Annotated in this window: 27 protein-coding genes and 3 pseudogenes; 16 read left to right on the forward strand and 14 right to left on the reverse strand. The window is 69.9% G+C overall.

Annotated elements, in window-relative coordinates; all coding sequences use genetic code 11:
* The first annotated feature begins 44 nt into the window (after positions 1 to 44).
* From ACZ4VT_RS24510 to ACZ4VT_RS24525, 4 genes and pseudogenes are all read left to right on the forward strand, one after another.
* A pseudogene (locus ACZ4VT_RS24510) lies at positions 45 to 634 on the forward strand (hypothetical protein).
* A 211-nt stretch (positions 635 to 845) separates the two neighbouring features.
* Complete coding sequence (locus tag ACZ4VT_RS24515) at positions 846 to 1,679, forward strand: tetratricopeptide repeat protein (RefSeq protein ID WP_467952691.1); 834 nt, start codon at positions 846 to 848, stop codon at positions 1,677 to 1,679.
* A gap of 767 nt (positions 1,680 to 2,446) precedes the next feature.
* Positions 2,447 to 3,154, forward strand: coding sequence for a hypothetical protein (locus ACZ4VT_RS24520; protein ID WP_467952692.1), 708 nt, complete (start codon positions 2,447 to 2,449; stop codon positions 3,152 to 3,154).
* A 452-nt stretch (positions 3,155 to 3,606) separates the two neighbouring features.
* A complete protein-coding gene (locus ACZ4VT_RS24525; RefSeq protein WP_467952694.1) occupies positions 3,607 to 3,864 on the forward strand; it encodes a hypothetical protein in 258 nt (85 codons plus the stop codon).
* A 79-nt stretch (positions 3,865 to 3,943) separates the two neighbouring features.
* Here the strand turns inward: ACZ4VT_RS24525 and ACZ4VT_RS24530 are convergent, their stop codons facing one another.
* The 3 genes from ACZ4VT_RS24530 to ACZ4VT_RS24540 all read right to left on the reverse strand — a co-directional run bounded on the left by ACZ4VT_RS24530 (position 3,944) and on the right by ACZ4VT_RS24540 (position 5,852).
* Complete coding sequence (locus ACZ4VT_RS24530; RefSeq protein ID WP_467952782.1) at positions 3,944 to 4,021, reverse strand: DUF6420 family protein; 78 nt, start codon at positions 4,019 to 4,021, stop codon at positions 3,944 to 3,946.
* Between the two features lie 124 nt (positions 4,022 to 4,145).
* Positions 4,146 to 4,559 carry a hypothetical protein gene (locus ACZ4VT_RS24535; RefSeq protein WP_467952696.1) on the reverse strand — a complete coding sequence of 138 codons (414 nt, stop codon included), beginning with the start codon at positions 4,557 to 4,559 and terminating at the stop codon, positions 4,146 to 4,148.
* A 111-nt stretch (positions 4,560 to 4,670) separates the two neighbouring features.
* The gene (locus ACZ4VT_RS24540; RefSeq protein ID WP_467952697.1) at positions 4,671 to 5,852 is read right to left on the reverse strand and encodes an endonuclease domain-containing protein; all 1,182 of its coding nucleotides are present in this window, start codon (positions 5,850 to 5,852) and stop codon (positions 4,671 to 4,673) included.
* A gap of 261 nt (positions 5,853 to 6,113) precedes the next feature.
* On the opposite strand from ACZ4VT_RS24540, the gene ACZ4VT_RS24545 reads away from it, so the two are divergent.
* On the forward strand, positions 6,114 to 6,407 hold the full coding sequence (locus ACZ4VT_RS24545; protein WP_467952699.1) for a hypothetical protein: 294 nt from the start codon (positions 6,114 to 6,116) through the stop codon (positions 6,405 to 6,407).
* 198 nt (positions 6,408 to 6,605) lie between these two features.
* Here the strand turns inward: ACZ4VT_RS24545 and ACZ4VT_RS24550 are convergent, their stop codons facing one another.
* Together ACZ4VT_RS24550 and ACZ4VT_RS24555 are read right to left on the reverse strand one after the other, a co-directional pair.
* Positions 6,606 to 7,031: a DUF4267 domain-containing protein gene (locus ACZ4VT_RS24550; protein ID WP_467952701.1), complete on the reverse strand. Its 426-nt coding sequence runs from the start codon at positions 7,029 to 7,031 to the stop codon at positions 6,606 to 6,608.
* Positions 7,032 to 7,210: 179 nt separating this feature from the next.
* A complete protein-coding gene (locus ACZ4VT_RS24555; RefSeq protein ID WP_467952702.1) occupies positions 7,211 to 7,657 on the reverse strand; it encodes an anthrone oxygenase family protein in 447 nt (148 codons plus the stop codon).
* Between the two features lie 90 nt (positions 7,658 to 7,747).
* Here ACZ4VT_RS24555 and ACZ4VT_RS24560 point away from each other — a divergent pair, with 90 nt between their 5' ends.
* Positions 7,748 to 8,326: a TetR/AcrR family transcriptional regulator gene (locus ACZ4VT_RS24560; protein WP_467952704.1), complete on the forward strand. Its 579-nt coding sequence runs from the start codon at positions 7,748 to 7,750 to the stop codon at positions 8,324 to 8,326.
* A 1,329-nt stretch (positions 8,327 to 9,655) separates the two neighbouring features.
* On the opposite strand, the gene ACZ4VT_RS24565 is transcribed toward ACZ4VT_RS24560, so the two are convergent.
* Positions 9,656 to 10,999 carry a pectate lyase family protein gene (locus ACZ4VT_RS24565; protein ID WP_467952706.1) on the reverse strand — a complete coding sequence of 448 codons (1,344 nt, stop codon included), beginning with the start codon at positions 10,997 to 10,999 and terminating at the stop codon, positions 9,656 to 9,658.
* A gap of 483 nt (positions 11,000 to 11,482) precedes the next feature.
* Between ACZ4VT_RS24565 and ACZ4VT_RS24570 the strand changes: the two genes are divergently transcribed.
* A complete protein-coding gene (locus ACZ4VT_RS24570) occupies positions 11,483 to 12,049 on the forward strand; it encodes a SigE family RNA polymerase sigma factor (RefSeq protein ID WP_467952707.1) in 567 nt (188 codons plus the stop codon).
* Positions 12,046 to 12,891: a hypothetical protein gene (locus ACZ4VT_RS24575; RefSeq protein ID WP_467952708.1), complete on the forward strand. Its 846-nt coding sequence runs from the start codon at positions 12,046 to 12,048 to the stop codon at positions 12,889 to 12,891. Before ACZ4VT_RS24570 ends, ACZ4VT_RS24575 begins: the two co-directional genes overlap by 4 nt.
* Positions 12,892 to 13,607: 716 nt before the next feature.
* On the opposite strand, the gene ACZ4VT_RS24580 is transcribed toward ACZ4VT_RS24575, so the two are convergent.
* The 3 genes and pseudogenes from ACZ4VT_RS24580 to ACZ4VT_RS24590 form a co-directional block, all read right to left on the reverse strand.
* The gene (locus tag ACZ4VT_RS24580) at positions 13,608 to 14,933 is read right to left on the reverse strand and encodes a serine/threonine-protein kinase (protein ID WP_467952710.1); all 1,326 of its coding nucleotides are present in this window, start codon (positions 14,931 to 14,933) and stop codon (positions 13,608 to 13,610) included.
* Positions 14,934 to 15,546: 613 nt separating this feature from the next.
* A pseudogene (locus ACZ4VT_RS24585) lies at positions 15,547 to 15,636 on the reverse strand (IS5/IS1182 family transposase); the annotation flags it as partial.
* A gap of 82 nt (positions 15,637 to 15,718) precedes the next feature.
* Complete coding sequence (locus ACZ4VT_RS24590; protein WP_467952712.1) at positions 15,719 to 16,759, reverse strand: helix-turn-helix domain-containing protein; 1,041 nt, start codon at positions 16,757 to 16,759, stop codon at positions 15,719 to 15,721.
* Between the two features lie 108 nt (positions 16,760 to 16,867).
* Between ACZ4VT_RS24590 and ACZ4VT_RS24595 the strand changes: the two genes are divergently transcribed.
* Together ACZ4VT_RS24595 and ACZ4VT_RS24600 are read left to right on the forward strand one after the other, a co-directional pair.
* Positions 16,868 to 17,764 (forward strand): alpha/beta hydrolase, encoded by an 897-nt coding sequence (locus tag ACZ4VT_RS24595; protein WP_467952714.1) that lies wholly within the window; start codon positions 16,868 to 16,870, stop codon positions 17,762 to 17,764.
* 71 nt (positions 17,765 to 17,835) lie between these two features.
* Positions 17,836 to 19,071 carry a serine hydrolase domain-containing protein gene (locus ACZ4VT_RS24600; protein ID WP_467952715.1) on the forward strand — a complete coding sequence of 412 codons (1,236 nt, stop codon included), beginning with the start codon at positions 17,836 to 17,838 and terminating at the stop codon, positions 19,069 to 19,071.
* Positions 19,072 to 19,215: 144 nt separating this feature from the next.
* On the opposite strand, the gene ACZ4VT_RS24605 is transcribed toward ACZ4VT_RS24600, so the two are convergent.
* Positions 19,216 to 19,350, reverse strand: a complete 135-nt coding sequence (locus ACZ4VT_RS24605; RefSeq protein WP_467952717.1) for a hypothetical protein — start codon at positions 19,348 to 19,350, stop codon at positions 19,216 to 19,218.
* Positions 19,351 to 19,460: 110 nt separating this feature from the next.
* Here ACZ4VT_RS24605 and ACZ4VT_RS24610 point away from each other — a divergent pair.
* From ACZ4VT_RS24610 to ACZ4VT_RS24625, 4 genes and pseudogenes are all read left to right on the forward strand, one after another.
* Positions 19,461 to 19,562, forward strand: a pseudogene (locus tag ACZ4VT_RS24610) (IS5/IS1182 family transposase); the annotation flags it as partial.
* Positions 19,563 to 19,602: 40 nt separating this feature from the next.
* Positions 19,603 to 19,932, forward strand: a complete 330-nt coding sequence (locus ACZ4VT_RS24615) for a hypothetical protein (protein ID WP_467952719.1) — start codon at positions 19,603 to 19,605, stop codon at positions 19,930 to 19,932.
* Between the two features lie 20 nt (positions 19,933 to 19,952).
* Positions 19,953 to 20,333: a hypothetical protein gene (locus ACZ4VT_RS24620; protein ID WP_467952788.1), complete on the forward strand. Its 381-nt coding sequence runs from the start codon at positions 19,953 to 19,955 to the stop codon at positions 20,331 to 20,333.
* Positions 20,334 to 20,349: 16 nt separating this feature from the next.
* Positions 20,350 to 20,574 carry a transposase gene (locus tag ACZ4VT_RS24625; protein ID WP_467952784.1) on the forward strand — a complete coding sequence of 75 codons (225 nt, stop codon included), beginning with the start codon at positions 20,350 to 20,352 and terminating at the stop codon, positions 20,572 to 20,574.
* An 8-nt stretch (positions 20,575 to 20,582) separates the two neighbouring features.
* Here the strand turns inward: ACZ4VT_RS24625 and ACZ4VT_RS24630 are convergent, their stop codons facing one another.
* A complete protein-coding gene (locus ACZ4VT_RS24630) occupies positions 20,583 to 20,858 on the reverse strand; it encodes a hypothetical protein (RefSeq protein ID WP_467952720.1) in 276 nt (91 codons plus the stop codon).
* Between the two features lie 300 nt (positions 20,859 to 21,158).
* On the opposite strand from ACZ4VT_RS24630, the gene ACZ4VT_RS24635 reads away from it, so the two are divergent.
* Complete coding sequence (locus ACZ4VT_RS24635) at positions 21,159 to 21,533, forward strand: hypothetical protein (protein WP_467952721.1); 375 nt, start codon at positions 21,159 to 21,161, stop codon at positions 21,531 to 21,533.
* Positions 21,534 to 21,914: 381 nt separating this feature from the next.
* Here ACZ4VT_RS24635 and ACZ4VT_RS24640 read toward each other — a convergent pair whose 3' ends face one another.
* Complete coding sequence (locus tag ACZ4VT_RS24640; RefSeq protein ID WP_467952723.1) at positions 21,915 to 22,124, reverse strand: hypothetical protein; 210 nt, start codon at positions 22,122 to 22,124, stop codon at positions 21,915 to 21,917.
* A 336-nt stretch (positions 22,125 to 22,460) separates the two neighbouring features.
* Here ACZ4VT_RS24640 and ACZ4VT_RS24645 point away from each other — a divergent pair, with 336 nt between their 5' ends.
* Entirely contained in the window at positions 22,461 to 22,748 is a 288-nt protein-coding gene (locus tag ACZ4VT_RS24645; RefSeq protein WP_467952724.1) for a thioredoxin domain-containing protein, read from the forward strand.
* A 162-nt stretch (positions 22,749 to 22,910) separates the two neighbouring features.
* Here the strand turns inward: ACZ4VT_RS24645 and ACZ4VT_RS24650 are convergent, their stop codons facing one another.
* Complete coding sequence (locus ACZ4VT_RS24650) at positions 22,911 to 23,645, reverse strand: hypothetical protein (protein WP_467952726.1); 735 nt, start codon at positions 23,643 to 23,645, stop codon at positions 22,911 to 22,913.
* Between the two features lie 108 nt (positions 23,646 to 23,753).
* Positions 23,754 to 24,197 (reverse strand): hypothetical protein, encoded by a 444-nt coding sequence (locus ACZ4VT_RS24655; RefSeq protein WP_467952727.1) that lies wholly within the window; start codon positions 24,195 to 24,197, stop codon positions 23,754 to 23,756.
* Positions 24,198 to 24,252 lie beyond the last annotated feature (55 nt).

Here is a 24,252-nt window from a genome sequence, read left to right on the forward strand (position 1 = left end):
TTTTTGGCCAGCGAACCTAGGCCGTTCTGCACCAAGGAGACAGGTTGATCACCGAGTACCAGCAGCGCCTACGCGATCGCTACCTTGCTGCCCCCGTCATGCCGGTTCCAGCGCCCTGGCAGCCAGTCCTGGACCGCAGGACCCCCGGCGGCCTGCTCGGCATCGGCTTCGCGGTCCATCCGGACACCAGACACGACCTCGTCATGGTCGTATCCAGCGACGGCCACGGACTCTTCGATGCGGTCACCGGCGAGAAGATCGCACGCGACCGGGATCCCGATCCCGCCACCAGCACCCCCGACGCACACCGGGACCTCGCCTGCCCCGGCCTCGGTCCAGTCGCAGGGACCCCGGTCCGCATCGCCGGCCTCTTCGGCGGCGGTCTGCACAGCACCACCCCGGACGGTTGGACGCTGGACATCGTCAGTCCCGAATGGCCCCATGACCGCGTCATCCTCTCTGCCGACGGCGGAGCACACAAAGGACCGGCTGGAGGCACCTGGTGGCACGTCTTCCATTCCGAATACTCAGAGCTGCGCGCTGCCGGTTTTTCCCCGTCCGGTCTCACCCTGCAGTCGCCACCAGCAGCGACCTCACCCTCTGGACCCGCCCGGTGCTCCATATCGAGGACTGAGCGGACGCCGGGATGGCAGACTCGCGCATATTGCCACCGCACCTAGTCCACCCAGGTCAGGCAGTACTTTAAACGACTTGGATGTCAAAGGACACACGGCCCGCGAGTGTTCAACTTGGCCGCGGTGAGGTCACGCGCCGACCTCCTGCGGGCCCAAGCCGGCACACCAACCCTCGCCGCGTGGGTGTGGCGGCATTCGTATGCTCCGGGCATGAAACTCTTTCGGTGGCGCAGCCACAACGAAGCCGGTCGCACGACGAGAACCCCTTTGACCCAGGCCACGGCCCTGTACGGGGCGGGGCGTTATGCGGAGGCTGAGGCCGAGGCACGCTCCGTGGCTGCGTCCCGGTCCCGATCGCGCAATGACGCGTTCGCGCCGTTGGCACTGGGTATCGCCGCGCTCGCTGCGGGCGCTCAAGGCCGCCATGCCGATGCCGTCACCACATACGACGCACTGCTGCCGGTCGCCGGCAGGATCTTCGGCGCCGAACACCCGCAGACCCTCAAACTGCGCTCGGACCGCGCCCAGGCGCTGAGCTCACTCGCCCGGTACGCCGAATGCGAGGCAGAGTGCGCGGCCGTCGCCCAGATCGCAGCCCGCGGCACAGGGCCGGACATGCCGCTCATAGCAACGGCCGCCCGCAACGGGCAGATCTACGCCCTTACCGCGCTGGGCCGTCATTCGGAGGCAGAGTTGCTGGCACGCGAAGCACTGGCCGCCCATCGCATACCGGACCGCTTCACCCTGGTCCTGCGTCTCGCTCTGGCCCGTAGCCTCAATGGCCAGGACCGCCACGAGGAGGCTCTCGCCGAGGCGGAGCGCGCCGAGGAACTGGCCCGTCGTCTGCCCCAGGAGCAGCGCCGCCCGGAAACCGGCGCTGTCGAGCTGGCCACGGCCACCGCCCTTCTCGGCCTGGGGCGTGGCACCGAGGCCCGGTTGCTGGTCACAGCCGCCCAAGACGCCTGCCTGGCCGCCTTCGGACCGGACCACCGCCGGACCACCGAGGCCCACACCTTGCTCGCTCGCATCGACGACAGCGCCTGAGCAGCCGCGCCGCCCTGCATCGCCCCATGCGGGCGAGCGGCCACAACGACCTGGCGAAGGCCTCAACCGCCGGGTGAGGTTGCGCTACCCACCACGGGGTGTATGCAGGCGGTGGTACCACCACACACCGTTCCAGGGCCGCCGATCGGCAAAGGGGTCAGGCAGAGTGCGCTTGAGGAACACCCGGTCCAGGGCCATTATTCGGTGCCTCAGCTCAGCGCGAGCCCGAGGTGGCAGGTGGGCAAGGACCGCTTCGAGGAGATCGCGGGCGTGCCTGACATCGTCGAGGGCGTGGCTCGGGCAGCCACACTCTTCGGCCTGCGGGTAGAGGGGGCGACGGCCTGGAGGCCCCAGGAAGGCTTTATACCGTCGCAGTGCCAGGTCGATGGCACCCGGGTAGAGGAAGCTGGAGCCGAGCTCTTCGACGCGGTGGATCGCGGTGCTCGTGCGGGCAGAGAGCCCGTGGATCCGTGCCGGTGGCGGCTTGTCCCACCTTCGCGGCCGCCCAAGGTGTTGGGTGCGAAGCGCACCTGGCCGTCTACGCGGCATAGGCCTTTCGGTATGCAGTCATGACCAGCATTCTGCCAGCAGCCGTCAAGCTGGCCGAAGTAGGGCGCTGCGGACAGGAGTAACGGGACAGCTCCTTCGTGGGGGTGCAGGTTTCGGTGCCACAACGGCCCGGCTCGACAGGCCCACCCCGACCAGGTCCGCCTCCCGGACGCCCCGTACTCTCCTCCCGATCCACTCCCCATTTGAAGAGAGTCCCGATGCGCACCGCTCACCGCCTGACCGCCGCCGCCCTCGCCGGCGCCGCGGCACTCGGGCTCACGGGATGCCTGCCCAAGTCGTCCGACCCGTTTCCCGGCCGACCGGCATCCAAGGTGCTGGACGAGTCCTTGACCGCGCTGCGCGGCGCGTCCTCGTTCACCGTCAGCGGGAAGTCACCCGGCCCGGGCCTGCCCACGCAGGTGAACCTGTCGATCAGCGGGACCGGCGAATGCAAGGGCACGCTGTCGGCCCAGAGCGGCGGCAACATCGAAGTGATCCGCACCCGGGATCACGTGTTCGTCCGGGGGGACGAGGCCTTCATCCACACCCAGACGCAGGGAATGTCCGAGGATCAGGCGGGCCAGGTCCGCAAGGAGATGTCGGGCCGCTGGATGCGCATGGAGGCCTCGGCCCCCTCCATGAAGGGACTGGCCAGCCTGTGCGACCGGGACGGCCTGCTCAGGGATTTGTACGGCATCCCGGGCGCGGAGAAGGGCGGGCTGACCCGGATCGACGGGCAGGAGGCGGTCACGGTCAACACGGCCGCCGGGGTCTTCCTCGTGGCTACCCAGGGCGAGCCGTATCTGCTCAAGGCGACCACCAGCGGCCCGAACGCGCTCGATCTCGCCTTCACCGGCATCAACCAGCCGGTACATGTGGACGTTCCGGCCGACAAGGACGTCTACGACCCGGGCGCTACTGGCTGACGTGCCCGGCCCCACCCTGGCGACGCGCCCTTGCCGGTGCGGCAGAACATCTGGCCGAACCGGAGTGGAGGGGCCGGGTAACATCGCCGCCCTCGGCCGCGGCAGGGCGCGGCAATGACGTCGGGAACCGAGGTCCGGTCCACCCCAGAGGCGGTAACCGGGGGTAGGGAAGGCTGCACAGATCGACCCCTAGGGACGCAATCAGTAGCGGACTTGCGGCGGTGGTGAAACTTCGCGGCCCTTGGCAGGAGCCCGCCGGGGTGGGCCTACCTGCCGTCGTCGCGGACGGCGGCGCCCTTGATGGGTTGGACGGACTTGAGGCCCTTCTCCACAGTCTCCATAAGAGCGAAAGAGGGCATTGACCTCACCGCCCGAATCAGCCGGACCCTCCGCTGCCCCGGCCGGCAGCACTTGCTAGCCTCCGGACGTTCATCACCACATGCGGAGGCACCTTGAGCACGGCCCTCGTCCTGCTGACCGTCGGACTCACTCTCTTCGCCGCGGGCGGCTGGGTCTCACTGAACATCCGCGGCTCCGCCGCCTCGCTGGAACGCTGGGCTGCGGCCAACGCCGAACTCGCGATGCACGCCCGCGGGGATCTGGGTCCGGCCAGGCGGGTGGCATCCGCCGGGTTCTACCGGCTCGTGGGCACGGTGATCGCTCTGGGCGGGACCGTCCTCACCCTGGGCGGCCTGCTCGAAGCCCTCTGACGGGCACAGGTCGGAGCGCCCCTCCCGGACGGCGGGTCCTACCTGACCCGGGTGAGCCGCCCACCGGCGAGAACCGGTTCTACGCGGTGGCGTGCAGGGCGGGAAGACCGTCGTACTCGGTGTACGGGTCGGCGACGCCGCGGTGCTCGGTGGTCATCAGGTACTCGTCTCCCTCGCGCGGTGGTCGGCGACGAGCTCGTGCTCCTGGTTCTCGTCCGCACTCACCCAGCTCCAGTGGATGTACCACCGGGCAGGAAACACCGTGGTTCCCCTCCGGTGAGTCAGGCGCTCCGGCGCGGCTTCCCCTTCGCGGTGGCCTTCTTCGAGGCGGCAGCGCTGGTCTTCTTCCTGGCCGTCGTCGCCTTTTCGGCGGGCATCGGGTGCACGGTGGCGGGTTCACCGCGGGTGGGTTTCGCGTCCTGGACGGACTGCTCGAGCATGGCCATGAGGTCGACGACCTCCGCCGAGGCGGGCGCCGGCTGCTTGGCGGGCGCCGGCTGGTTCCCTGCGGTCTTCAGGGCGATGACTTCCTCCAGCGCATCCCGGTATTCGTCGCGCAGTTCCCCGATGTCGCCGCCGGTGAGGGTTTCGGCGAGCTGGACGGCCGCGTCCACCTCGTCGTCGGTGACGGCCACCTCGGGGACGGGCACCTGGGAGGCGGATCTGATCTCGTCGGGCCAGCGCAGCGGGGCCATCCCTGCCGTGATGACGTCTCTGAGGGCGGCCAGTCCTGACCTCACCTGGCTGGGGGTGAGGTCGCTGGCGCGGGTGATGCGGAGCCCCTCTGTTACCCGTCTCTTGCAGTGCTAGAACGGGGATGAGAGCCCTTCCCTCACTGCCTGTGCCTGAATGACGGCTGAATCTTTCGCAGACAGGTGAGAGGACTGCGTCCTGTCCGCGCACATGATTGTGTAGTTGTATCCGCCGTCGTCTTCTTCGGCGAGCTGGACGCACATGTGCAGCGGGCAGTCCCGGCCTTGTGGTGCCTGTTCGCGGTGGAGATGTCGGCGCAGTGCGGCGAGTCGGTGGTTCGTGGGCAGAGTTCGGCGGGTGCGGCATTGTGTGCACCGCAGGAGATGTGCCGTGCTTCCCTTGAGGGTCAAGAACTCCTTGCCATGGCCTTCCATGGTGTTGCAGCTGCCGCACAGGGGGCCGCGGACCAGGCCGTGGTCGTGGCAGTGGTCCCAGGCAGCGGCCGAGCGCGGGGGGGCGCACAGCAGGCACAGGTAGTCCTCGGCCCGGGGTCCGCTCTCACGGATCCTGGAGTAGATCCTGCCCTGGAACTGCCCGCCATAGCTGAGCAGTGTGGTCTGCGCGCAGGTTGGGCACAGCGTTTGTCTGCCGCCGGTGGTTGCCGCGCGCCGGCCAGGGTCGGTGACCATGGTCCCGCAGACCTTGCAGGGGGTGGGCGCGCGGCCGAGGGCCTCCTCGGTCTCATCGCGGCCGTCGAGGATGACTGCGAGCGTCCGCGGAATCATCCATGTGTCCTTCGTCCACACCAGGGCAGGCACGGGCAGTACGCAGGCCATCGTGTACTCGCTGTACTGCTGGCGCAGGGTGTCCTCGGTCAGGCCGCACCGCAGGCTCCAGCTCTTCTCGTGCCCGTATCCCCACCGGGTGTCGCATGAGCAGCCGCTCTGATCGTGTGCGGTACGGGCGTCGACCAACCCATGAATACGGGCCCGCCACCCTGTGGGCTCGAGAAGACTTCCGCCCTGCGTGCTGGGGCCGCCTGAACGGGGGTCGACCAAGTCGTCCGGGTCCCATGACAGGGCGGCAATGGCACGCCCGGCGGCCCGGACCTCAGGCTCATGAAACATCCACCGGTTGGACTGCTTGTACGCGCGGACCGGCTGGTGACCGAAGAAGACGAAGTCATGCCTGGCGTCCCGGTTGTACCTGTACTGGAAGCGGCCGGGCGCCAGAGGAATGGGACAGCGCCTCATCTCATCGGCCAGGCATGCCGCAGCCAGCTGTGGAGTGATCACCCCGCCAGCCTTGCACCCACCACTGACAACCGGGGGCCCTGCAACCTCAGTAAGGGTTGGTTCGGAAGGAAGCTTTTTGGCATGGTCGAGCACGGGTGCCGGGTTCCTACACCGACTCGGGGCCTTCGGACGGCTCCTCGCAAGCATCCGCCATCGTCACAGCGCGCCCCACTCGCCGAACTCGGCATCGGCTGGGCCCGGTAGGTGAGGCAGCTGAAATCCCATGGAGCCCGCGGACGATCCTCTGGGAAGATCCCCACCATGCCGAGTCCCACCGCAGAAGAACTGCTCGCCTCAATCAGCGGGCTGTCCCCCGAGCCGGCACAGCAGGCAGCCGACCGCATCGATGAATGCAGAGCCCTCCTCGCGGCAGGCATCGACATGGACACCGTCCAGCAGCACCTGAAGGACCAAGGCGTCCCCCTCATGAACGCAGTGCTCATCACCACCAGACTGATCGGCGACCACCCCAGCAAACTGAAGGCCGCACGAGAAATCGTCGAATGCAGCCCAGCACGCACCCCCGACAGTGCACGAAGCACGCCACGGCACTGACCGAAACCTGCACCAGGTAGCCGCAAAACACCCCGCCGCAAACCGGATCACCACTCGCAAAAGCGCCGCTCGGACAGCCCCGGCGCGCCACCGCGCTCGCCCTCGCCAAGCCGGTGGCGTCCCGGGCCCGGGCCGTCGTCGAGCGGCTCCCCGACGACAGTGAGCACCGCACCGGCACCGACACGCGCCAAGGTGGCGTCAGGCGGGCTGCGGGGCGGGCGTTGCCGGAGCGGCCGCGGCGTTGCGGGTCTCGCGCATGATCAGCAGGCCGTTGACCACCATCAGTGTCGCGGTCAGGCCGTGGACGCCGAGTGCGGTGGCCACGGAGCCGTGGTGGGCCAGCACGTTGGTCATGTCGCCGTACGCGGCGAATGCTTCCACCAGCAGCGCCCAGCCCAGCGCCCGGCGGTGACCCGTCACCAGCAGGATGCCCAGGACCAGGGCCAGGACGACGTCGCGGATTCCCTTGATGATCAGGAAGCCGCCGCCGTCGCCGGGCGGCCAGCTCGGCAGGCCGTAGCCGGGCGCCGTTGTCTCCGGGCTCAGGATGTACTCCGTCCCGAACCAGAGGATGAAGAGAATGAAGGCGGCGGCCAGGACGGTGTTGATCTTCTTCAGCGACATTGATCTTCTCCATGCGAGTCTTCGTCAGTTTGGTGAGCTTCGTGGAGCTTGCCGAGTCGTGTGGGGCCTGATCAGGCCGCGCGGACGCGGCTGACCGACCCGGATGTCGGGAGTTCGAGGGCCCGCTGGCGGGCGGGGAGCGGGGGGCGTGCGCTGCGGTGCGGGAGTGGCGTGCGGGCTCAGGCGAGGGCTGTGACGAGCAGGGCGAAGGCGGCGATGATGACGGCGACGCGGACGTAGTGGAAGCGGTCCCAGCGGTTCATCTGCTCCTTCCAGTCGGCGGGCCGGTTCTCGGGGGTCCACGTCTTGGTCCGGTTGTTGATCGGGACGAGCAGCAGAATCGACATGACCACGCTGAGGAGCAGCAGTGCGCCGGCGGTGACGACGAGGCCGGTGGGGTGGTGGTGCCGTCCGGCGATGGCCCAGGCCGCGACGAGCGCGAGCGAGGTGATGTACCAGACGGGCATCACGGCGCCGAGCATCCGGCCCCCGTGAGCGCGGCCGAGTTGACCGCTGTCCTCCGGGAGGGCGCTGAGGATCGGGTTGATGACGAAGGCGACGGAGAACTCCACCCCCACCATCACGCCGACGACCACGGTGGTGAACACCTCGAGTGCGTTGAGCATGACGGCCTCTCTCGCATCTAGCGTTGCTAACTGATGGGGCAACGCTAGTACTACTGCCGCTTGATTGTCTAGCGGTGCTAGGATCGAATCATGTCGGTACAGGAACGCAAGCAGCGCGAACGGGCGGAACGCGAGCGCCTCATCGTGGCGACGGCCCGCGAACTCGCCGAGCAGCAGGGGTGGGACGCGGTCACCACCCGCCGGCTCGCCGAGCGCATCGAATACAGCCAGCCCGTCCTCTACAGCCATTTCCGCGGCAAACGGGAGATCATCGGCGCCGTCGCCCTGGAGGGCGCCGCCGAGCTGGCCGCGGCGGTGCGTGCCGCGACCGCCGCCGCAGGCGGCCCGCGCGAGCGGGTGTCCGCCCTCGCCCGCGCCTACCTCGACTTCGCCGCACGCAACCCGGCGGTCTACGACGCCATCTTCCAGCTCGACGGCGGCCTGGCGTACGCGCAGGAGGACACCCCGGAGCCTCTCAAGGACGCTTTCGCCGCGCTGCTGGAGTGCCTCGGCGAGGTCGCCGGGGACGGCGTCGACCCGGGGCTGTTCACCGAGACGTTCTGGGCGGCCCTGCACGGGCTGGCCACCCTGACCCGAGCCGGACGACTGCCGCCGCAGGACACCGAGCAGAGGGTGGAACTGCTGGTGGACCGGCTCTCCATGGTCTGACACACCATTGCGCCGGCAGCGCCGGCCCACCTCGCTTCGGAGTGGGCAGCGGTGTGACGCTGCCCCCTTTCCTCAAGCCCCCATAGTCGTCAGCGCGAGGAGACCCCCGTGCCGGACTGCGACGAGGAGGCCGTGTGGGAGGCCATGGCCGCGGTGGTGGGTTCGGCCGCGGGGTTGGAGCCGGGGGTGACCGGCGCGCTCCGGGCGCGGCCGGCTGCAGGGTGAGGACGGGAGCCGAGGCGCCGTGTCCGCCGCCGGTGGACTTCTCCGGTTCGATCCAGCGGTCGGCGCGGCCGTCGTCGCTTCGTGGTGCCGGCCGAGGCGGACTCGGACTCCGCGACGAAGCTCGGGGTGACGTTGCGGGCCAGAACGCGGGCATCGTCCGCCTCGACCTCCACATGCGCCGAAGCGGTGCGGCCGAGGCCGCGAAGGCCGCGATCAACGCGGCGGCGAGCACGGCGGGGCGGGCTTGGGCACGGGACATGGTGCTCCCCAGGGTGCGGTGAGGAGGCGTCGTGCACGGCCTGCGACGCTCCCTGGGCAGATCCAGGGCCGTCCGCGCGCGGGATGGGGGGCATGGTCGATCTGTCACAGGGCGGGGTGTGAATGCCTCATCCCCCGGGCGGGGCTGGTCTCGCGTACGCCCCGGGATCGGGCAGGGGCCGAGGCGGGGCTTCGGGGGCGTCAGGCGGGTTCGCGGCGCAGGGCGTTGGCCCGCCGGTAGTACTCGTGGAGGCCGTCGAAGAGGGGGTTGGCGACGGCCAGGGTGCGGGTGTCGTCGCCGGTCATGGACAGGCCCCGCAGGACGATGTCGAGGCCGGGGACTTCGGGGACGTGGAAGCGTTCGTCGTGGTCGCTGGGGCAACTCCATGGTCACGCAGCTGTTGCGGCCACCAGATCCGGGAAACGATCTTTCACCAGCGATCCGCGGCAGGTCTGCAACACCACTCGCCCGCCCGGGGAGGCGGGGGTGAACACCCGGGGGATCGCCCAGGGGATGCCGTCCGGTTCGACCGGACCATCGTGGCCGCCGGGCGCCGCTAGGGCTGCAGCCGGACCCTCCACAGGCACTGGAACAAGGAGCTCATTGCGAGCGACGCGTGCACCACCCGCAAGGGGGTCACCCGGGCTGGAGCCGTCGAGACGCCCGCGGTAGCGGCCAAGGTCGTGCGGCCTGCGTGAACCGGCCTGTGGGCTGTTGCCTGGCAGGCGCCGTGAGGGGCCCGGGAACGCATTGGCGGGCCCCTCGCAGTTCGGTGGGGCAGCGGATCGTGCGGCGCGGTGCGCGAGGGTCGGGGGCTCGTTGGTGTCCCGGCCCTCGCGTGGGTGCTACTTGAGCGCGCTCGCCCCCGTCGTCGTCGCCAGCGACGTCGGGAGGTTGCTCGCCGAGGCCTCCAGGCCCGTCGTGAGGATCGGGGTCCAGTTGACCGTGGTCTTCAAGTCCTTGGACGAGGCGGCGTTGTAGGCGGCGACGAGGTCGGTCACCGTGCCGTTGACGAGGTTGCCGGAGCCCTTGACCGAGCCGGTGCCGTCACCGCTGAGGAGCTTGGCGGCCTTCGCGCCGGACGGCAGCTTCCAGTAGTTGTTCTCCGCGACGACCTGGGCCTTGGCGCGGGAGTTGATGGTGTACTGCGGCGTGTACCCGTTGAGGGGTGTGACGTCGTAGTAGTTGTTGTAGATGTGGATCTGGCCGATGCGGGCCAGCGGGGCGCGCTGCATGATGCCCTTCCACACGTTGTGGTGGATGGAGACGCGCAGCTTGCCGACGCTGTCGGTGTCGCTGCTGCCGATCAACATCGTCTTGTCGTGGTTGGTGAACTGGTTGCGCGAGACGGTCACCAGGTCGGATCCCTTGGTGATGTCGAGGGCGCCGTCGTGGATCTGGTACTCGCGGCCGAAGTACTTCGGGTTGGCGCTGTCGAAGTGCGGCGCGTCGGTGAACGTGTTGTGGTCCGCCCACACGTGGGTCGCGCCGCGCAGGGACACCGAGTCGTAGTTGGAGTTCCAGTTGCCGTCGTCGCCGTCGGTGGGGTCCCACTGCGGGAAGCAGTCCTCGGTGGCGGCGAAGGTCAGGTTGCGGACGATGACGTTGTCCACGTTCTGCAATTGGAGCATGGCCCCGGTGAGGCCCGCGTTGGTGCCGGGGACGCCGACAATGGTCGTGTTGGCGGAGACCTTGAAGACGATGTTCTTGCCCTGCTTGGCCTGGGCGGCGGCGCGTGCCGTCTCCTGGGTGCCGGAGGGCAGCTTGGAGCGGCCGTAGGTGGCCGGGTCGTAAGCCTTGAGGTAGGCCGGCAGTGAGTAGCCGGTACCGAGGGCGTAGTCGGCGCAGGTCAGCTTCTTTCCGCTGTCGTCGGTGTTGGCGTCGATCATGCCGTTGATCTTGATGATGCGGGGCGTGGTGTCGGAGGCCGAGCCCAGCGCCTTCACGAGCTGCGCACGGGTGGAGACGGTGACGGTGTGGGCGGCGTCGGCCTTCGTGCCACCGGTGGTTCCCGTACCGGAGGCCGCCCAGCCGTCCTTCGCGGTGAGCGTCTGGTGGTACAGGTCGACGGTCCCGGCGTTGGCGTTCATCACGACAGCACCTGAGCCGACGCATGCGGCCGCGACGGCCGTGCAGATGACGGCGGCACGACGGGAGCGGAGGGACCGGCGGTGGGAGCGAGCAGCCACGGGGCTTCCTTTGCAGGGGGGAGGAACGGGGTTACGCCCTGTCAGTGGCCGCCGCTCCGTGAAAGGTTGCCGCGTGCGGGGATCTTTTTTTGCAGGCCGGGTCAGCAACCGAACCTCATTCGGGACGAAGAGGTCGTGGGTACCCATCCCGCCACCGTCAGACCCGATGAGGCAGGTGGAGGTCAGCTGCCGGAGGTGGCTACCTCTGTCTTTGCATGCGCGTCCGAGACGCCGTCCACGGTCTCGGTCCGATCGCGCATCGATGCAGCCGATCGTCTTGGCGGCTGCGGGCGCCCCTGCCCGTCCGTGCTGGGACCTGCGCCCGCCGGTCGAGGCCGGGAGTGCCGTCGGGTGGCAGGGATTGCTGACCAAGCGCTTGCTCACTGCTACTCTTGCGGATCTCGTCCGGACATCACATGTCGCACACATAACAGGCAGGCGCCCGGTTCCGGGCCCCGAGGTCGCTGCGAGGAGGCATCGCCCGTGGCCGCAGTCGTCGATGACGCCGCCTCCGTGGAGTTCCATGCCTTCTTCGAGCGGCACCACGCCGAATTGGCCCGGCTCGCGCGCCTGTTGACCGGCGAAGCGGACGCCGCCGACGACCTGGCCGCGGATGCGCTGCTCGCGCTGTGGCACCGCTGGGACCGGGTGCGGGCGAGCGAGCAGCCGGTGGCGTACGCGCGGGGCGTGGTCGCCAATCTGGCCCGGACGCGGATACGCAGAGCGGTGCGCGAGCGGCGGCGTGTCGCGCTGTTCTGGGCGCAGCGGGAGGAGAAGACAGAGAATCCGGACGTGGCCGGGGTGGTCGACGTACAAGGGGCGCTGCGCAGGCTGCCGTTCCGGAAGCGGGCGTGTGTCGTGCTGCGCCATGCGTTCGACCTGTCCGAGAAGGACACCGCGATGGCCCTGGGCGTGTCGGTCGGTACGGTGAAGAGCCAGACGTCGAAGGGGATGGCCGAGCTGCAGCGGCTGCTCGGCACGCAGGACGCTCCGCGTAAGGTGCACGCGGCGATGGCGCGTACCGGGAATGCCGGAGGAAGGAACCGATGAGCATGCGGCGGGACGTGCACGACGAGCTGCGCACCCGGCTGCACGAGGCGGCCGGGGCGCACCGGCCCGACCGCGCGCGGATCCTGGCACGCCTCGAACGCGGCATGGCGCAGGAGGACCCGCCCCGCTCCCGTGCGGGCCGCCCTCCCCGGTTCGGCTGGGTGCGCGTGGCGGGCGTCACCGCGGCGGTCGCGGGGATCCTCGCCGCCGGCGGCTACGGCGTGGCCTCCGTGGTGAACGACGAGCCTCCGCAGCAGACGGTCGCGGTCCCGCCGACGCCCGCCCCCACCTCCACGCCCACCCCGTCGACGGACGCGACGCGCCGGGCTCCTTCGCCGGTGGACCCGACGCCCGCGGAGCCGACACCGAGCGCCCCCCGCGAGCCCCGCGAGCCGAGCGTCTCCCCGCCGCGTACGCCCGATACCGGCGCGCCCGCCGCCGGCGAGCAGGACGGGCCGCTGTGGTCGGACGGCTCGGTGGACCCGCACAGCAACGACTTCTGGGCGCAGAGCAACGTCACCCTCAAGACGCGCGAGGAACTTACCGCGCTGACCGTCGAGTTGCGGATCGCCCAGACCGGCGGGGTCGCCTCCGCCGGGGCGTGGCGGTCGCTGCCCGAGGCCGACTTCACGCTGACGGTCGCCGAGAAGGACGGTTACCTCGTCCACACCTGGGTGCTCAAGCAGGGTCGTACGGTGCCGACCGGCCAGTGGATGTTCGCCGGGCAGTACCACCACGCCCGCGGCGGCCGGGACGCCCGGGACGACCGCTACGCGGCCACCGCCCGGACGCGGAGCGAACCGCTCGCCGTGTCGGGCGACTTCGCCCGGCACAACGACTGATGACGAAAATGCGGCAACGTTTTTTCCCCCCGTGGCGATCAGAAGGCGCAAGGTCTTCCCCACGCAAGGAAGGGACATGACTGCACGAGCTGACCGGTGCGGCGATCGTCACCACGCCGGAGGCCTACGGCGACTCCGATCCGGCCCCAACGGGTGGGCACGGGGCCTGACCCGCGCACCCCGCTCTCTGGGGGTCATGTGCTCCGGGGCAAGGGATCGGGCCACCTCGCGCCGGATCCTCCTGGATATATCCGGAGGCGAGGACGCTTCCCAGAGCAGGTCCTCGATCGCCATCCGTTCCACGGCAGTCGCTTGGCCGCTGGCCAGGGCGCGCTTCGCCACCGTGGGAAGGTCGCTGACAGCCAGCCGTGAGCCATGAGCCCGGTGATCGCCTTTCGCTCGCTGAATGCGGCCATCCTGACCGGGTTCAACGAGCGGCCACCGTGATCGCGGGTGATCCAACCCAGACCGTGGCGCCGTCCGAGGTGACGGTCACACCGTGCTGGCCCACGCAGGGGCCGGCCGAACTCTTCCCACCGGCTGAATGCGGCAGTGATCACCCGCGCAGCGGCCCGGGTGCCGTCGTGGACGGGAGCTTCGGCGAGGTCGGCCACCTGGGGCATGCGGCTCCGTCGGGTCGACGACGCTGCTTCACAGGAGCAGTCGTGGCGGCCAAGCACTTCCTCGTGTTGGTGCGCTCCCGGAGGGGCGGTCGGTCACCGCCCCTTATCCTTCTTGCCCTTGGCCTTTCCGGGGATCTCCTGCGTCTTCGCCGCCCCCGGAGCCTTCGACGGGCGTTCTGTGACCTGCCGCGCCGAAGAGGTACTGGTGCGTGCCTGGAGTTCTTGTGGAGTCGAGGGCGCTGCGGCCGGCGAACGCGGGGTGGACGTCTCGGCTGCGGGGAGCGACGTCGCGGGCGGCCCTGCTGGTGAGGATCCTGCCGGGGCTGCCATCTCGGTGTTCTTCGGTGCCGCGGGCTGCTCGTGCGTGGGAGCGGTGACGGGTGCGTTGTTGCCCGCTTGGATGCCGCCCATCACCAGCACGCAGGTGCCCGTGACGCTCGCCGCCGCAAGGCTCCACCAGAGCGGGCGGCGCCCTCGGGCAGCCCCAAACGGATCGGGCGTTCGCACGGCAGCAGCGGCAGAGGGCAAGAAGTGGGAGCGACGTGTGGTGGTGCCGTTGAGCGTGGCGCTGGCTGGGGTGCGGGGGCGCGGTGCTTGCGCCATGTCCTGCAGGCATTGGTGGACTGCGGCGGCGTCGGGACGTGCCGCAGGAGCCTGGTCGGTCATCTTTTCGAGCAGGCGGGCGAGGTCTTCCGGTAGTTCTTCGGGTATGTGGGGCCGGCGCAGGAGGTGGGCGGTGCCGATCTCCATAGGAGTTCCCTGGTACTCGCGCCGCCCGGTGAGAGCCTCCAGGAGAGTCACTCCCAGGGCGTAGATGTCGCTGGCCGTACTCGCGCCTTCGCCCAGGAACTGTTCCGGGGCCATGTAGGCGACGGTGCCGACGAGGGTGTCGGGCGCGCTGTGGGAGCGCTCGTGGACGGTCCGTGACAGCCCGAAGTCGGCCAGGTGGGGCGAGCCCTCTGCGCCGAGGAGAATGTTGGAGGGTTTCACATCGTGATGGATGACGCCGTGGGCGTGCACGTGGTCGATGGCCGAGGAGATGGCGGCGCCGAGCCGCATGAGCTGGACGGGGCCCAGGGGGCCCGCGTCCATTCGGGTGCGCAAGGTGACGCCGCGGATCAACTCCGTGACCATGAAAGCGCCTTGGCCGTGTCGGCCGGCGTCATAAACGGTGACGAGGGCGGGATGGGAAAGACGGGCCAGTGTGCGGGCCTCGTCGCAGAAGCGGTCGGCAGTGACGGTATCCGTGCCCACGCGGAATACCTTGACGGCCACCTCACGGCCCAGCACCTCGTCGACACCATGGAACACGTCCGCCGTACCGCCCGACCCTATGAGGCCCTGGAGCCGATAACGGCCGCCCAGGACGGTGTCGCGTAGAGGCGGTCCTCCGTACTCTGGGACGGACAGGGCCGACATGGGTCCTCCTCTACTCGCTGGCAGTGACGCGCGCCTACCCTTCGGAAGTCGCGCTACTCACCGGGCTCCGGGAGCCCCTACCCAGTACACGGGACACAGTGCCGCCAGCAGCTCACCGCCCTCGCAAAGCTGGGCGTGGACTGGGCGTGAGATGTCAAAGCCCTCGGAGAGCAGCGCTTCGCTCTCGGCCGCCGCCTCCAGGACGTGGCTCAGGACCGCCAGATCGGCGGGCCCGCGTGGGCACGCCGTTCGGCGAAGCCTGTTTACCTGCTGCCTTCGCCTCCGACCACGGCCGGCGCCCTGCCGTCATGACCCGCCAGCCCGAGTCCGCCCGGAGGCAGGCTTTGACCCCCGAGGTCAGCCCTCGACTCCTGTGGAGGTGCGCGGGCCCCGACAGGCTGGGACTCCGGGGGCCGTCAGGCGACGCCGCCCTCCATTCACCGATCGCCCTGAAACGGACATACGTGGCACCGGGCAAGGGAAACCTCCTCTCTTCCAACGACCTTGATTTCCGTGCGGCGGCCGCGGGTCATGGCGGCCGGTGTTCCCGGTGCCCAAAAGGTGGAGCGGGTGCCACCCGCTCCCTTGCAGACCGTGTGGTCGGTGATCGGTTCGCGATGGCCTCGAGCCTTCGGCGGTGCTCAACCCAGCGCCGTCCACGGACCGGATCAGCCGGCATCAGCGGCTCGATCCGGCCCCACATCGCATCAGTGATCACTCATCGGGCAGACACATCCGATCGACTGACCAACTCATCAAAGAGCCACGCGCTAGCCCGCCCGAGTTCAGAAACAGGGGTCCAGGAGCCGCCACGCGGTGAGCGCGATCCTGGCCCGTGTCAGGCCGGTAGGTTCGGTGAGTTCGATGTCGAGGGTCTTCGCGATGTGTTCGAGGCGGCGAGCGATGCTGCTGTGGTGCAGGTGGAGCACGTCGGCGGCCCGGCGCAGCGATCCGGTGGTGCAGTAGGTGTCCAGCGTCTCCAGATCCTCGGAGTTGCCGGCGATGCGTGCGATGGCGGCCACGTCGGCGTTCTCCCGTGCGGTCTGCGGGGGCACTTCGGCCAGGAGCGCCAGCGCGCCCAGGTCGGCGTGGCGGATGACGGGTTCGCGCGGGGTCGTGAAGCGGAGGGCGGTGCGGGCCTGCCGCCAGGACCGGTCGGGGCTGTCGGCGGCGCCGATGCCCGCGCGGACGTCTGCCGGGAACCGGGCCGGGTCCACGAAGGTGGCCAGGATGACGCCGACGTCGGCGAGCGGCGCTGCCTTGACGGCCCGGGCCGGGCAGATCAGGCCGCCGATCCGGTCGAGGGGCAGCTGCGAACGCACGGCGAGGACGTGGAGGGGCAGTTCGGCTGCGAATCCCAGGAGCCGGAGGGCCCGGGCTCGGGCCGCGTCGTCGCCGTCCGAGCTGATCGCCAGTTCGACGAGGGCGGGGTCGGCCATGGTGGTGCGGGCCGGGCCGTACCGCTCGGCGACGGCCGCCGCGGCGATGGCGAGCCTGTCGAGGAGCACTTCGTCGAGCGGGTTGGGCCGGCCGGGGCGTTCCAGCCACACCCTGCCGATCTCCTCCTCGTCGAGCGTGATCGGCGCCGTGGTGGACGCGGGCGCCGGCGGGGCGGACGCGGGCCTGCCGTCGGGCGCGACGCGGGTCGCCCGCCCCGCGCCGTGGAGCCGTATGCCGGCCACGCACTCGGCCAGTCCCGCCGAGGCCCGGGCGAGCGCCGGGAGATCCACCCGTCGGCGCATCAGGGTGTCGTAGAACGCGACGATGCGCATCGCCCCGTCGACATAGGGATCCAGTCCCGACAGCCGAACCGCCAGTGCCTCCATGGCAGAAGGATAGAAGGGCGGGGGTGCGCCGACCGGTGCGTGATCGGGGCGGGATGCGCGACGGATGGCGGGTGACCCCCTCGGGTGAGGACCGTGAGGATGGTCGCCATGGACGCCGAACTCGAAGCATTCATCCCGTTTCTCCCGCAACTCGACATGAACGAACCGGTCACCGCGCGCAAGGACTTCGCCGAGCGTGCGGCTGCGGCGCCGGCACCGGACACCTCGGACATGGAGGTCGAGGACCGCACGGTGTCCGCCGATCCGGACGTGGCGGTCCGGGTCTACCGCCCGCACCGGGCACAGGGCGCCGTCGTCTGGCTGCACGGCGGCGGCGGAGTCTTCGGTGACCTGGACACCGAGCATCCGTGGGCCGCCCGGGTCGCGTCCCTTTCCGGGGCGGTGGTGGTCTCGGTGGGCTACCGCCTGGCGCCGGAGGACCCGTTCCCGGCCGCCTTCGACGACGCCTACGCCGCACTGGCCTGGACGGCCGAGCACGCCGGCGAGCTCGGTATCGACCCGGCGCGGATCGCGGTCGGCGGTCACAGCGTGGGCGCGAACCTCGCGGCCGCGGTGACGTTGCGGGCGCGTGAGGAGCAGGGACCGGCGGTCCGCTTCCAACTGCTCAACCAGCCGGGGCTCGACGACCGGCAGGAGACGTGGTCGGCGCGGAACTTCACCGACACGCCCTGGTTCGACCGCGACAAGCTTTCCGCAGCGTGGCGGCACTACCTGGGCTCCCGGCCCGCCACACCGTACGCCGCCCCCGCCCGGGCCGCCGATCTGTCCGGGCTGCCACCGGCCTACATCGCCACCGCGGAGTTCTGTCCGAACCGCGACGAGGGCATCGCCTACGCGCTGCGCCTGATGCAGGCGGGCGTGTCGGTCGAGCTCCACCAGTGGCCCGGCACCTTCCACGGATCGCAGGCGCTTCTGTCCGCCGAGGTGTCGCAGCGCCAGAACGCCGAGCTCGGCGCCGCTCTGCGCCGCGCCCTGGCCTCTTGAGCCGTGGACGTCCTAAGGCACGGGGAGCGTCCCCGCCGCCTGCACTCATTGATCACGAAAGGACGACTGTCTTGAAGATTCGACTGGCGATGTGGGGAAGTGTGGCCGCGCTGGGCGTCTGCGCGGGCACGGTGGCGGCAGCTCCCGCGCCCGGCGGGCCGCATACCGTGACGGCCGGCGCGAGCCCGTCGTCCCCCTTCCGCCCCGCCGAGCTGAAGTCCGCTCTCGATGGTGTCCATCGCGCGGGTGTACCAGGGGTGTACGCCGAGGTGCGCGACGGCGGCCGGACGTGGCGGGGCGCTTCCGGGGTCGCCGATGTCACCACTGGCCGTCCCGTCACGCCCGACATGCGGCAGCGCGTCGGCAGCATCACCAAGACCTTCACGGCCGCCGCGGTCATGCAGCAGGTCGAGCAGGGCCGGATCGAACTCGATGCGCCGATCGGCGACTACCTGCCGCAGCTGGTGCCGGGAGAGCGGGGCCGGAAGATCACGGTGCGGATGCTGCTCAACAACACCAGCGGCATCCCCGATTACATCCGGTACGCCTTCCCGTCCCTCCAGGCCGGCTCGCCCCAGAGCCTGGACGACAACCGGTTCAGGCAGTTCCGCCCGGCCGAGCTGATCGAGTTGGGCCTGAGCGCGCCTCCCGCCGGCGAGCCCGGAGGCCCCACCGGTGTGTACTCCAATACCAATTACCTCCTCCTCGGCCAGCTCCTGGAGCACGTGACCGGTACCCCGGCCGAGGAGTACATCACCCGGAACGTCATCCAGCGGGCGGGCCTGCGGCACACGGGGTTCCCGACCGGGACGCGGATCCGGGGGCCGCACTCACGGATGTACGAGGCCCTGTGGGGACTGCTCGATCCGCCCCGCGACTACAGCGTCTACAACATGTCCTGGACGGGGACGGGGGCCGCCCTGGTGTCGACCACGGATGATCTCAACCGTTTCTACCGCAAGCTGCTCGACGGCGAGATCGTGAACCGGTGGTCACTGGAGCAGATGCAGCGCACGGTCCCGGTCATCGCCCTGGACGGATCGACGATCCAGTACGGCCTCGGTCTGCACAAGGTCGACATCACGGATTGCGGTGTCTTCTGGGGCCACGACGGCACGGTCTGGGGGGCCGGAACGATCTCCCTGACCCGAGCCGACGGCAAGCGTCAGATGTCGGTCGCGGTCAACCTCCAGAGGTGGAACGCGCCCGACTCCTCGGGGAAGCCGCAGCACCACCCCATCGACGACGCGCTGGAGACGCTGTACGGGCAGGCGATGTGCGGCGACGGTCAGGCCGCGCGGCAGTAGCCGTCCGGGGCGAGATCGAGGCGGCGGCCGCGGAGGCGTTCGAGGCCACGGAGGGGGCCCGCCGCGCGGGAGTTCGTCCGCGCCGGCGAGCCGGACCCGGTGCTCATGGCGAACGTGGCTTTCGCGACGTTCCCCGAGGCCTGATCAGGCGGGCTGGCAGTAGAAGTCGCCGGCGCCGGTGGGCGGGGTGGCGTCGCAGGCGTGGCTGGTGCCTGCCGAGCCCATGGCGACCAGGACGGTGAGGGCGAGTGCGGTCAGGGTCCTGCGCAGTGCGGTCATCGAGTTGTCCCCCTATGGCTGGCGTGTGCCGGACGGGACTCGGAGTCCGTCCCGGAAGGGAGGCTAAGGCTTGTCCCGTAACTGCTGGTCACGGGTGAGATGATCTTGGTGTGGCTGGTGTAATCACGGCTTCGGAGCCGTCTTGGATAGCCCCGTTCACGGGGCTGAGTCCGCGCTGTTTCGGGAAGCTGGTGACCATGTTGCGGCGCGAGGAGCCTGGCCGCTTGGCTCGCGAAGCGGCCAGGGGTCGAAGTGGTCTGCCGCGATCGGGCACCGTTCTTCGCCGAAGGTGCCACGGCCGGGGCACCGCAGGCGGTGCAGGTGGCGGACCGGTGGCATCTTTGGCACAACGTGAGCGAGGCTGCAGAGCGGTGCGTCGCGGACCACCGCGGTTGCCTGCAGGTCCTGGCGCCAGATTCGGCCCAACCTGCCCCCGAGCCGGAGAAGTTCGAAGACCCCTCCGGTTCGCCCTGGCCGAGAGGGCACCGCTTCGCTGACCGCACCCGCGTCAACCACGCGGCTGTCCACGATCTACTGGCAGCAGGGCTCAGCCGGAGGGCGATCGGCCGCCAACTCGCATGACCTCCCGGACCGTCAAACTCTTGGCCGACGCAGCCAACCCGGAGGAACTGTTCCACGGGCAGTGGCAGGGTCGGCCATCCAAACTCGACGTCTTCAAGCCCTACCTGGATGACCGCTGGAACCAGGGCTACACGAACGCCTGGAGGGTGTGGGAGGAGATCGTGCCGCTCGGCTATCAGGGCAGCTACCAGCGGGTTCGAGCCGATTTCCGGGAGAAGCGGCTTTCGTCAGGTCCCGTCACGGCTCGGCCACCGTCACCCCGCCTCGTCGCCGGATGGGTCCATCGCCGGCCGGAGACCCTCAACGAGACGGAGCACCTTCGGCTCAAAGCGGTTCTGGTCCACTGCCCGGAACTGGACGCCCTCACCGGCCACGTCCGCTCCTTCGGCCAGATGCACTGAGCGCCAGGGCGAACGGCTGCCGCAGTGGCTCGATGCCGTCCGGCGAGATGACCTCCCCGGCCTCCACACACTCGCCGCAGGCATCGACCGTGACCGCGATGCGGTCAACGCCGGCCTCACACTGCCCTGGAGCTCAGGCGCCGTCGAGGGCCACGTCAACCGAATCAAGATGCTCAAACGCCAGATGTTCGGCCGGGCCGGCTTCGCCCTTCTCCGCAAACGCGTCCTGCTCTATTCGTGAAGCACAGGTCAGACCCCATCCTCAAGGAGCCCGAAGCCTTCCGGGAACCCTTCCAGGAACTCGCGCCGCGCCGGATCGGACTCGGCGTCGGCCATCGTCCCAAGCAGTTTGATCAACTCGTTCCGCTGGTCGCTCGACAGCTCGCTGACCAAGTGGGCGACGCCCTCCATGACCTTGACGGCGTCGTCCGGATCCATCTGCTCGTCTTCACTGCCCTCGACGAACCACAGGACATCGACCAAAGCCTGGGCCAGAGCGTGGGTCAGAGACGAGTAGACAGGCATCAAGGCAGACTCCCAGCAGGTCACGGCAGCAGAGTCCGGCCATCCCACCACACACCACTGACATCACACTCAGTCAGCCCTCCACGGAAAGTGCGCCAGAACCCGAGTTCGGGAGGCGCACACCGTTGACCCGACGGATTCGCCAGGAATGCACCACCGCCAGCCGGTCGAAGCATCTGCGGCGAACGGTTGAGCCCCAGCGAGGCAGGCCGGACTCTTCAGCCGGGTGTTGATATGCCTACAGCACGTTCACGTATGAGGCGTGAGCTGTCTCACCAGGACCAGCGAAAGCAGAATTCTGTGCTGAAGAAAGCCCTTGTGGCCGCGGCGGCTGTCACGATGATGTGCGGTACGGCCGGAATCGCACACGCCGACTCGGACCTGCGCATCGTGCAGGGGCCCGAGGTCACGATTCCCCCGGCCACCGGCAGCTTCGCCGGCAACGCGTCGGCCTCCGCTAGCTGCCCTGCCGGGGAAACCCTCACGGGCGGCGGAGCCAATGTGACGTCCGGGAACTCCTACACCCAGAACTACAAGCTCGTCTCCAGCTTCCCGAACGGCAACCAGCAGTGGTGGGCCTACGCCACCAACATGGACCCCAACACCGCGGGCAAGCTCAGGGCCTACGCCATCTGCGCCAAGGTCACCAACGTGGACGTGGTCACCGCCCCGTAGGGAGCGCGTCCTGCCTCGACGTCGACCACGATGGCGGATCGCGAATCCCGTCGTCTCAGGAGTGAGTCGACGGGATTCGCTCCGCGCGTGCTGTCAGGCCGTCGGGGCAGTCGCAGCGGCCGTCCCTCCCCGGAACCACGAAACCGCTCCCCCGTCACGGCGCAGGGCGGCTTCGGGACTTCGCCCCGTGAATGGCCCTCCAGCCCTTCGCCGGGCCATGAGTGACTCCCGAACTCATCGACATTGATCAAGATGCTGGGCTACGCCGTGACTCCCGGAGCCGTCGACAAATGACTCCCGATCTCGTGTACAGAGCCATCGGCAGGTAGGCCTCGATGGCATCGCGCAGGACGTCGGCCTTCTCGTCATCCGTCATGACGGTCAGTCTGCCCGCCCAGCGACGGCCGCGAGGCGGCGTGACCGGGACAGGTCGGTGCAGCGGATCCCGCCGCCGGGGTGCCACTCCACCACCGGCGCCACCGCGTCGCCGTGCTCGGCGCACCAGGGGACGGGCACCACGCCGCCGCAGTCGTGCCGCGCGCAGACGCAGGCCTCGCCCGGACCCGCGTACGCGACGCCGTGGTGGACCACCCCGCCCGCCGGCCCCGAGGCGGCGGTGCCCCGCAGGCCGGCAGGCCACGCCAGCGTGAGGCGTAGGCCTCCCGATCCCGATCGCCTGCCGCGTCGTCGGCCAGGGCCAGCCACGGGTCATCGAGGCGGAACCGGTGCGTGGCGCCTCCGGCCCCTACAGCGGTAGGGCCATTCCGATCACACGACAGATGGGGGCCACCATGGCGGCGCCGGGCAAGATCGAAGTGGTGCAGGCGTTCTGGTACGGCTGCCCGCACACCCATCGCTTCGAGCCCCCAGTGGCCCCGTGGGCCGAGAAGCTCCCCAACGACGTGGCGTTCCGCCGGGTCCCCGGCGATGCTCGGCGCCCAGGACGCCCACGGGCAGATGTTCCTGACCCTCGAAGCCATGGGCGCGGAGGGCAAGGTCCACGCTTCCGTCTTCGACGCCATCCACAACTCCTTCGCCATCAAGGGCCAGGCGAACCAGGCCAGGGCACTGACCAAGAAGTACGAGATCGTCGCCACCCCCTCGATGGTCGTCAACGGCAAATACCGCTTCGACCTCGGAACGGCCCGCGGTTCCGAGGGCGTCCTGGAGGTGACTGACCACTTGATCTCCAAGGAGCGCACAGCGCAGGGGTAGCGATCGGATCCGCCACCGTGTGTCCAGCAGGCGTTCCACCTGACCCCTCATCGGGCACAGAGGGCCGTCAGGGGCGCCCTGCGGGGCTTGTGCGGCACGGTGGCGGCATGCGCCGCTGGCCCCTGCCCCTGCGTCTTGGCGTACTGCTCGTGGCCTGGCGGGTCAGTGACCGGCGTGTCCGTCGTGGTGTGCAGGGGCCGTGGAGGTGGGAAGGGGCCGGGGGGAGGTGTGGGGCGCGGGGTCGTCGGTCGGGGAGGAGCCGGTGGTTGGGGTGTGGTCGTCTGCGGCGGGTTCTTTGGCGTTGCCGTGGCTGTGGCCGCCGCCGGGCGTGGCCTCCATGGACGCCGCTATTTCGCGCAGGCCGAAGAAGGCGAGGGCCGCGACCGCGAGAACGGTCAGGCCCAGGACGCTGAAGATGCGGCGGGTGGAGGTGTCGGCGTCTTTGATCACGTAGGCGACGAAGGAGACGACGATGCCGGCGGGTACGAGGACGGCGCCGCGGGCGGGGAAGTCGTCGAAGTGCTGGAGCCCGCCGCTGAGCATGCCGATGCCGAAGGACAGCAGCAGCGAGGAGCCGATCACGACGAGCATGCGCGCCGGTCCGGGGCGTTCGCGGGTAAGGAGGAACTCGTTGAGGACGGTCGCGGCGAGGAAGACGAGCGCACCGTAGGCGGCTATGCGGGTGTAGCGGTCGGGGTCGAGGGGGTGGTGGACGACGGCGCCGCTGATGAGGCCGGCGCCGACGAAGTAGCCGACGTAGCCGAGGTAGCGGGCGGCCAGCGAACGCTTGCGGGAGGACTGGGCTTTGCGCCGCGCGGCCCGCCCGGCAGCGGGAGCTTCCGGCGGGGTCTGCGGGGTCTGCGGGGTGTGCGCGTCGAGGAGCTGGGCGGATGCCATGTGCGGGTTCCTTGGGGTGGGTGCGTGGCTCATCACCCGGCCGGCCGCGGTAGCGGCGGTCCGGGGCGGCGATGAGAGTCAGGGCAGATCGGGGCAAAGGGCCCGGGACTACACCTGCTGCACCACTGAACCGAGGGAACTGTGCGAGGGAGGTAGACCGCAGGGCGGGATCTGGATCCACTGCTGCGGTGTCATCGCGGCGAAGGCGGCAGTCCGCACGATGACGGCAGTCTGGTGCGGGCCGGGCAGGTCGTGGCCCTGCTGCGGGTGTCCGGTGGCGCACGCCTCCGCGGGGTGCGAGTGGCCGCCGTCGGCGTCGCCGTCGTGGCGGTCGGGCTGTTGGGTGTCGTGGGGAGGGAGGTCGCCGGCGCCGGCGGTCGCCAGATGGGGGACCGCCACGGCGCCGCCGGTGATGTGCGCGGTGGCGCTGTCGGCGCCGGCGGCGTGGGCGTAGAGGAACGCGAGCAGCAGCACGGTCAGCCACAGCAGCCGCAGCGGGCCCGCCGGATGGCGGGTCCGCGTCGTGTTGAAGGCTGGGCGGGCCGTGATCACGCCGTGACCCTATCCGGCGGCCGGGAGGCGCTCGCCGGTGACCCCGGTGTCGATC

The sequence above is a fragment of the Streptomyces sp. NPDC029164 genome, from assembly GCF_055563995.1.